Source organism: Micrococcus sp. APC 4021 (assembly GCF_030407635.1).
Taxonomy (GTDB): Bacteria; Actinomycetota; Actinomycetes; order Actinomycetales; family Micrococcaceae; genus Micrococcus; species Micrococcus luteus.
The window spans coordinates 1-7,753 of the sequence record NZ_JASDCZ010000109.1 but is presented as its reverse complement, the minus strand read 5'-3'; the positions used below and the strand labels follow the sequence as shown (position 1 = coordinate 7,753).

Here is a 7,753-nt window from a genome sequence, read left to right as displayed (position 1 = left end):
GACCCCACCGCTTCCACCCCGTCTTCTCCCACCCCGTCCCGGCAGCGCCGGGCCAAGATCGTGGTCTGGGTGCTGCTGGGCCTGGTCGTGGCCGCCGCCCTCATCGGTTACCTTGTGGCCCGCGGGACCGCCACCGCCCAGCAGCAGGACCCCAACCAGTCCACCGCCCAGTCCACCGGGCAGTCGACTGGGTCTGCCGGTCAGTTGGTGCGGGAGAATAGCCGGGTGCTCTCGCAGGCCCCCAATGAGAAGGCCGTGCTGGTGGAGTTCCTGGACTTCGAGTGCGAGGCCTGCGCGGCGGCTTACCCCTTCGTGGAGGACCTGCGCGCCGAGTATGCGGACACCGTGACCTTCGTGCACCGGTACTTCCCGCTGCCGGGCCACCCGAACTCGGTCACCGCGGCCATCGCCGTGGAGGCCGCTGCCCAGCAGGGCGCCTACGAGTCGATGTACCAGAAGATGTTCGAGACCCAGACCGAGTGGAGCCACACCACGGAGGACCGCAGCCCGGTCTTCCGGGCCTACGCCGAAGAGTTGGGCCTGGACATGGCCGCCTACGATGCCGCGGTGGCCGACCCGGCCACCCGGGACCGGGTCGAGCTGGACGTGGCCGACGGCACCGCCCTGGGCGTGGCCGGGACCCCGACCTTCTACCTCGACGGTGAGCCGCTCACCGTGAACAGCCTGGAAGAGTTCACCGCCGCCGTCGAGGCCGCCACCCAGGACTGACCGCCCGGACCATCCGCGGCCACCCGGGCCAGAGCAGAGGACCGAGAGCAAAGGACTTCCCATGACCGACCGGCTCACCGAGCCCACCGCCCCGAGCGCCGCCTCCCCAGTATCGGCAGCCGGCCCGGCGCCGGCCCCGGCGTGGTTCACCGGGCGCCGGGCCTTCGGCCTGGTGCTGCTCGTCACCGGCGCCGTCGGCTGGATCGCCTCGGCGACCCTGGTCCTCGAACGCCTCGCCCTCTACGAGAACCCCGGCCACACCACCAGCTGTGACATCAACCCCTGGGTGTCCTGCGGACGGGTCATGGGCACCTGGCAGTCCGAGCTGTTCGGCTTCCCCAACCCGCTGATCGGCATCGTCGCCTTCGCCGTGGTGATCTCCACCGCGATGGTCGTGCTCTCCGGGGCCCGGCCCGGCCGCGGGTACTGGCTCGGGCTGCAGGCCGGGGTCACCCTCGGGATAGGGTTCGTGGCCTGGCTGTGGTTCCAGGCCCTGTACGAGATCTACATCCTCTGCTTGTACTGCATGATCGTCTGGGCGGCCATGATCCCCCTGTTCCTCCTGCTCACCGCCCGCAACCTCGCCCACGGCGTGATCCCCGCCCCGCCGGGGGTGGTCCGGTTCGCCACCGGCTGGGCCGGGACCCTCATCGCCGTCGCCTACGTCGCCGTCGCCGGCTCGGTCTTCGTCCAGTTCCTCCCCGCCTTCACCGGCTTCTGACCGGTCCTGGGGCGCGACCTCGCCATTATCGACTGAAGGCGCTATCATCGTCGTATGACGATGATTAAGGAGCCGGGGGTGTCCCCGGCGGCGGGCCTGGGCCCGGCGGCGGCGCTGTTCCACGGGTTCTCCGACCCCACCCGGTTGGCGATCCTGCGGCACCTGGCCACCGGGGAGCACAAGGTGCGCGAGCTGACCGAGCACCTCGGGTTGGCCCAGTCCACGGTCAGTGCGCACCTGGCCTGCCTGGCCGGCTGCGGGTTGGTGGCCTCCCGGCCGGTGGGCCGGGCCTCGCTGTACGCCCTGGCCGCCGAGCCCGAGCTGCTTCAGGTGCTGGCCGCCGCCGAGCGGCTGCTGACGGTCACCGGGCACGCGGTCGAGCTCTGCCCACACTCCGGCACCCCGGGCCCCGACGGCCCCGCCGCGGCCTGAGCCCGGTCCCGGAGAAGGAGGACACAGTTAATGGGTGCACACCACCACGCCTCGCCGGCGCACCGCTGGCGGCTGGCGGTCGCTTTCGCCATCACCACGGCGGTGCTGCTGGCCGAGGTGGCCGGGGCGCTGATCACCGGCAGCCTGGCCCTACTGGTGGACGCGGCGCACATGCTCACCGACGCTGGCGGGTTGCTGATGGCTCTGCTGGCCTCCACCCTGATGGCCCGGCCGCCCACGGCCCGGCGCACCTGGGGGTTCCTGCGCGCCGAGGTGTTGGCCGCCCTGGCCCAGGCCGCCATCCTGCTGGCCGTGGGTCTCTACGCCTTCATCGAGGGCCTGCAGCGACTGTTCGCCCCGCCCGAGGTAGCCTCCGGCCCTCTGCTGCTGTTCGGGATCCTCGGCTTGGCCGGTAACCTCGCCTCGCTGGCCGTCCTCGGCTCCGGCCGCGGGGCCAACCTGAACATGCGCGCCGCGTTCCTGGAGGTCCTCAACGATGCGCTGGGCTCGGTGGCCGTGATCGCCAGCGCCCTGGTCATCGCCACCACCGGCTGGGCGCAGGCCGACGCCGTGGCCGGGATGCTCATCGCCGTGTTGATTGTGCCCCGCACCCTGAAGATCCTGGCCGAGGCCGCGCACATCCTGCTCGAATCCACCCCCCGGGACCTGGACCTCGCCGAGGTTCGGGACCACCTTGAAGCGGTGCCGCACGTGGTGTCCGTGCACGACCTGCACGCCTCCCAGATCGCCACCGGGGTCCCCGTGCTCAGCGCCCACGTCGTCGTCGAGGACCACTGCTTCCACGACGGGCACGCCCCCCAGATCCTGGACCAGCTCCAACACTGCGTCGCCGAGCACTTCGACGTGGCGATCGACCACTCCACCTTCCAACTCGAACCCGCCGCCCACGCCCACCACGAACACCCCACCCACCACTGACCCAGTGGGGCTGGTTGAGCAATAGACGCGTCCGCAGGAGGAACCCCCCACCGGACACACCCGCAGCCGACATGGATGAACAGTGGCACGCCACTAGGGACATCCCGCATGACCCGTCCGGTGGTCCGTCCCGCGACGGCACGTCATACGACACGCCCCCGGGTGGGTCACCATCGGCGGCACACAGCTCCGCAGCCCGCGGTGGTCATCGGCGTTGGGCCAGCACCTTCTGTCCGGCTTCGCGCAGTTCCCCGGTGGGTGAGACGTGGCGGTAGAGGGTCTGGCGGGTGATGCCCAGTTCCTTACACAGGGCACCGACGTTGGTGTCCTTGTTCCCCATCGAGGCCATCGCCAGGCGGATCTTGGCCGGGGTCATCTTGTAGGGCCGGCCGCCCTTGCGGCCTCGGGCCCGGGCCGAGGCCAGGCCGGCCTTGGTGCGTTCGGAGATCAGCTCGCGTTCGAACTCGGCCAGGGCGGCGAAGATCCCGAACACCAGCTTGCCGGAGGCGGTCGTGGTGTCAATCGCCGCCCCCTGGCCGGTGAGCACCTTCAGGCCCACGCCCCGCTCGGTGAGCTCGTGCACGATGTTGACCAGGTGGCGCAGGTCCCGGCCGAGTCGGTCCAGCTTCCACACCAGCAGGGTATCCCCGGCCCGCAGCGCTTTCAGGCACGCGGCCAGATGGGGACGGTCATCGCTCTTGCCGGAGGCCTTGTCCTCGTACAGAGCCTCCGGTTCCACGCCGGCTTCGAGCAGGGCGTCGCGTTGCAGGTCGGTGGCCTGGGAGCCGTCAGCCTTAGACACCCGCATGTACCCCACGAGCACCGCCCACCACCCCTGTCATTTATTCGATCGTTTATGTGACACGAGGCCCGCAGAGCGAGATGTTGAGAAATATTGTCACGTAACCGGTCATTTATTCTACGTCTCGCAGACGGTCACGGCGCAGCTATGGTGACAGGTAGTCCGAAGGGATGCCGAGCTCGGTGAAATTGCTCCGGACGCCTTGGATCACTTCGTCGTTGTCGCGGCGGTACATCGTGCAGAAGTTGAAGAGTTGGCGGGCGGTCTCGGGGGTGGTCCGGGCTTCCTCGACGACGGCCTGAAAGTTCTTTTTGATCTCCTGCCAACGGATGGCGGTGGGGTCCGTGGTTTGTTCGGTGCTGCCGGGGTCGCGGGAAATGTCCGGTTGGGGCAGGAACACCTCGGCTTCGCGTCCGGGGCAGGTCATGGCCCGGGTTTCGAACAGGTGTATCGCGGTGGCGGCGGCTTCCAGGGACTGGAGTTGGCGCTGATCGGAGAGTTCCTCGTAGGGGCGCCACGGGCCCTGTCCGGCGCGGACCGGGTGGCCGGTGCGGTCCCACACCTGTCGTGTCAGCCGGCCGGGTGCGCCGCATTCGATGATGGTCGCGCCGAGCTCGTCGAGCAGCGTCCTGAGTAGTCGGAACCAGAGGCCTGCGTGCACCCGGTGTCGGGGAAGGGCGACGGATCCTGTGGTCAGGGCCTGCCAGGTCCGCTGGTCCATGCTCCGGATCGCCGCCCCGACCGGTCGCGGCTCGGGCCTACCCGGCGAGACGTGCCAGAAGTCGTGGTAGCCCACCGGGCCGTTGTGGCGTTCGAGTCGGCAGTGGTGGACGGGGCAGGAGAGCATTAGGGGCACCAGCCACGCCAGTTGGTAGGGGCAGGGAGGGGTGGATTCCATGGTGCAGCGCGGACAGGCCCGGTGTTGCCAGCCGGCATCCGTGGGCAACCAGGCCCGCCAGTCCTCCACGGTACGGTCGCGTCTCCTTCCCCGGGGCAGCAGTACCGCCAGCTGGCGGGTATAGGTGGTGTAGGCCTCCGCCGCTGGCTCGAGTTGGTCCAGCAGCCAGGGGGTCTGCCCGCCGAGAGTCATGGCCCGTATGGTGTCGGTTCCGGTTCTGGTGCGGCCGGCTAGCTGGTTGATGAATTCCTCCGGGGCGGCCACGTCCAGGTCCCCGGGGCGGGAGATGCAGAACCCGGTATCGAGAACGAGGTCCTCGACCTCGGCCCCGTAGCGGTGGGCTATCCGGCGCAGCCAGGAGGTGAGTGCCTCACCGGTGACCGGGGCCGGGTGCACCGGCCACCGAGTGCTCACAGCAGCTCGCGTTCGAAGACCCGGCGGCGTTCGGTCGGCCCGGTGTAGTTAGCCATCGTCAGGGTCCGGTGGTCGATGGCCTCGAGGCCGGACTCGACGGCGGCCACCGCGGCCGCGGTCAGCAGGTGGGCCAGCTCCCCGATGGTGCCCTCGCTGCGGGCCAGCAGGTAGCGGGCCATGTCCTCGGTGTCGATCACCGATGGTTTCCGGAGGGGGAAGGAGGCGGCGAAGCTGGCCAGCAGGGATCTCGCCTGGTCGTCGGCCTCCCAGAGCGGGAGCACGAAGGGTTCGAAGCGGTTCTCCAACTGGTCATCGGAGCGCACCGCCAGGTAGGCCTCGCGGGTGCCGACCCCGACCAGCGGGATGCGCAGTTCGTTGCCCAGAAACCGCAGTAGGTTCAGGAACTCCCGACGGGTGTCCCCGCGACCGGCCAGCACGTTGTGCAGCTCATCAACGACCAGCATCCGCGCCCCGACCTCGCGCAGCAGGGACAAGGCGAGGCGTTCGAGCTCCACCAGACGAGGCCGGGGCCGCAGGGGTGCGCCCAGGACGGACAGGATCGCGGTGTAGAACCGCAAGGGTGATGGTTCCGAGGGCATCTGCACGCACACCACCGGGACCTGCTCCCGGTCCGGTTCGGAGCTGGGCGGGTGCTGCCGGCGGAAGCGCTCGATGATCATCGACTTGCCGTTGTTTGTCGGGCCCACCAGTAGCAGGTTGGGCATGCGCTGCTTCGCCGGCCAGCCGAGCATGGTCTCCAGACGCTCGACGGCCTCGACCGCCTTCGGGTAGCCGATCCAGCGGTCCGCGCGGATCCGCTGGACCCGCTCGGCCGCCGGCAATCGCGCCACCGGCTGCGCGGCCGGGTGCAAGTGGGACAGCTCCAGCGGCTCGTACTCGTTGGCATTCACCATTGCTCGATCTCCCCGAACCGGGCCACCACATCCAAGTCCGTTGGTACGACCGGTGGTTCCGGCACCGGGGGCGTCGGCCTCGTAGTGGTCGTCCCGGTCTGGGTGCGGCGTTGCCTCTCGCGGCGGGTGCGCTTGGTGGTCTTCTGGGCGGTCTCGGAGATGGTGCGCATCTGCTCGATCATCCGGAACAGGCCCGACTCGTCGACTTCGGTGGCCCCACGCTCGCGCAGCCGGGCCAGAGCCTGCCGGTGCTCCCACACGCTGACCGCCGGGTTCGACAACGCCCGATACGGGACCTCGATGTACGCGGTGCCCTCGGGGTCCAGCACCCAGATGCGGCTGATATCGCGCGGATCCCGCCGGATGAGGAACCGCTCCAGGGCCTCGCGGCGTGCGATCCACGGCTTGAGCGCATTGGCGAAATAGTGGACATGGTCCAGAACAAACCCGGTGCGCGTGAGCTTGCGGCGGAACACGGGCAGAAAGTCCACTAAGAACGCCGTTGGGTTGGCCGTCGTCATCGGGGTACTGGTCGCTGCGACCGACTCGACCCACCGTCCGGCCGGGGTCTGGCCCAGCGTGGAGTGCACCGTGTCGTGGTAGGTCGCCACAGCCAACACCAGCCACCGCTCCAACTCGGCAATCGTCAGTGCGGCCATCTTCTCGGCGTCGTACGCTCCACGCTCGACTGGGTTCGAAAACGTGGTCCCCGGCAGCTCGTGGATCTGTCGCATGGCCGTGCCGATGACCCGCTCGACGATCCCGCCGTAATGCGGCCGGCCCAGCGGGCGGTAGTCGAGGCTGATACCGTGCTGGTCGCACCCGCGGGTGAGCGCTTCGCTCTTGAACTCCCGAGCATTGTCCACATACAGGGCCTTCGGCTTGCCACTCATCGGCCAGGCCGCGTCGATTCCGAGCCGCTCCAGCCAGGGCCGCTTGTCACCGGCCGCATGGGCCAGGCACAACCCCACCGACACCGCCGAGGGCGGCTCCAAGGTCACCACCATTCCAACCAGACACCGACTGCACACGTCGATGGCCACCGTCAGATACGGCCGTCCGATCGGCTGACGGTCACGGTCATCGACCACGATCAGATCCATGACCGTGTGATCGATCTGCACCTGGTCCAGGATCGACTCGACTACCGGAACCTCGTCCCCGGCCGATTGCAACGGCCGGACGCTCTCGGCCCCCTCGCGCCGCCGGCCCACCTCGACCGGATTCATCCGAGCGATCCGCGCGGCCACCGTGTTCCGTGCCGGAGCCGGCAGCCCCTGCACGGCGCAGGCCCGCGTGATCTCCCGATGCAGGGAGGCAATGCTGCGCTTCTGCCGGGTCAAGTACCGCTGGCACACCAGCTCACGGATGATCTGCTCCACTGGCTCCGTCAGCCGGCCCCCACCCTTGCCACCATCCGATCGCCGGGGGACAAGATCAGTGACCAGGCCCGAGCCCCGCCGGTACCGCTCCAGCAGCACGTACACCCGGCGCCGGGAGATCCCCAGCTCCATCGCGGCTTCGTCGACGGCAGCCAGTCCCACTGGATCGTGCTCGGCCAGGCGACCGATCACCCCGGCCCGCAACCGGGCCTGCTCCCACTCACGCTCGGGCACCGCAAGCACGCCCGGTCCAGCCATCTCATCCTGGTCGCCGTCCACGCCCGCCTCCTCATAGAGAACAGGACTACTGAGCAGATGCGACGCTAGTGCACAGGACTACTGAACGACCAGGGCTCGGGAGTCGACGACACCACCCCCGAGAGGACGGGCCCGAGAGCGCAGTCGACTTCTGAAAATGACACGAGGACTGAGCTCGCTCGACGTACGGTGAAGGATCCCCTTACGGGCATGCGATCTGGGCTGACGCCTGTGACCGAGTGTTCAGTTCGCGCTGTATAGTTC

8 protein-coding genes are annotated in these 7,753 nt (G+C 69.1%); 4 read left to right on the top strand and 4 right to left on the bottom strand.

All coding sequences use genetic code 11. The features are described from left to right. The 4 genes from QL983_RS09235 to QL983_RS09220 form a co-directional block, all read left to right on the top strand. Window positions 1-729 (top strand): thioredoxin domain-containing protein (locus QL983_RS09235; protein ID WP_290152528.1); only part of this gene is annotated, 729 nt, incomplete at its 5' end. A 61-nt stretch (window positions 730-790) separates the two neighbouring features. Continuing rightward, complete coding sequence (locus QL983_RS09230) at window positions 791-1,450, top strand: vitamin K epoxide reductase family protein (protein ID WP_036313831.1); 660 nt, start codon at window positions 791-793, stop codon at window positions 1,448-1,450. A gap of 54 nt (window positions 1,451-1,504) precedes the next feature. Next, window positions 1,505-1,882 (top strand): metalloregulator ArsR/SmtB family transcription factor, encoded by a 378-nt coding sequence (locus QL983_RS09225; protein WP_036313828.1) that lies wholly within the window; start codon window positions 1,505-1,507, stop codon window positions 1,880-1,882. Between the two features lie 30 nt (window positions 1,883-1,912). Continuing rightward, entirely contained in the window at window positions 1,913-2,821 is a 909-nt protein-coding gene (locus QL983_RS09220) for a cation diffusion facilitator family transporter (protein ID WP_036313825.1), read from the top strand. Between the two features lie 205 nt (window positions 2,822-3,026). Here the strand turns inward: QL983_RS09220 and QL983_RS09215 are convergent, their stop codons facing one another. The 4 genes from QL983_RS09215 to QL983_RS09200 all read right to left on the bottom strand — a co-directional run bounded on the left by QL983_RS09215 (window position 3,027) and on the right by QL983_RS09200 (window position 7,489). Next, window positions 3,027-3,644: a recombinase family protein gene (locus tag QL983_RS09215; RefSeq protein ID WP_036313821.1), complete on the bottom strand. Its 618-nt coding sequence runs from the start codon at window positions 3,642-3,644 to the stop codon at window positions 3,027-3,029. Window positions 3,645-3,768: 124 nt separating this feature from the next. Then, a complete protein-coding gene (locus QL983_RS09210; protein WP_161664778.1) occupies window positions 3,769-4,917 on the bottom strand; it encodes a TniQ family protein in 1,149 nt (382 codons plus the stop codon). A gap of 14 nt (window positions 4,918-4,931) precedes the next feature. After that, window positions 4,932-5,849: a TniB family NTP-binding protein gene (locus tag QL983_RS09205; protein ID WP_049147597.1), complete on the bottom strand. Its 918-nt coding sequence runs from the start codon at window positions 5,847-5,849 to the stop codon at window positions 4,932-4,934. Beyond that, window positions 5,843-7,489 (bottom strand): Mu transposase C-terminal domain-containing protein, encoded by a 1,647-nt coding sequence (locus QL983_RS09200; protein WP_152744223.1) that lies wholly within the window; start codon window positions 7,487-7,489, stop codon window positions 5,843-5,845. The genes QL983_RS09205 and QL983_RS09200 overlap by 7 nt, the downstream gene beginning before the upstream one ends. Window positions 7,490-7,753 lie beyond the last annotated feature (264 nt).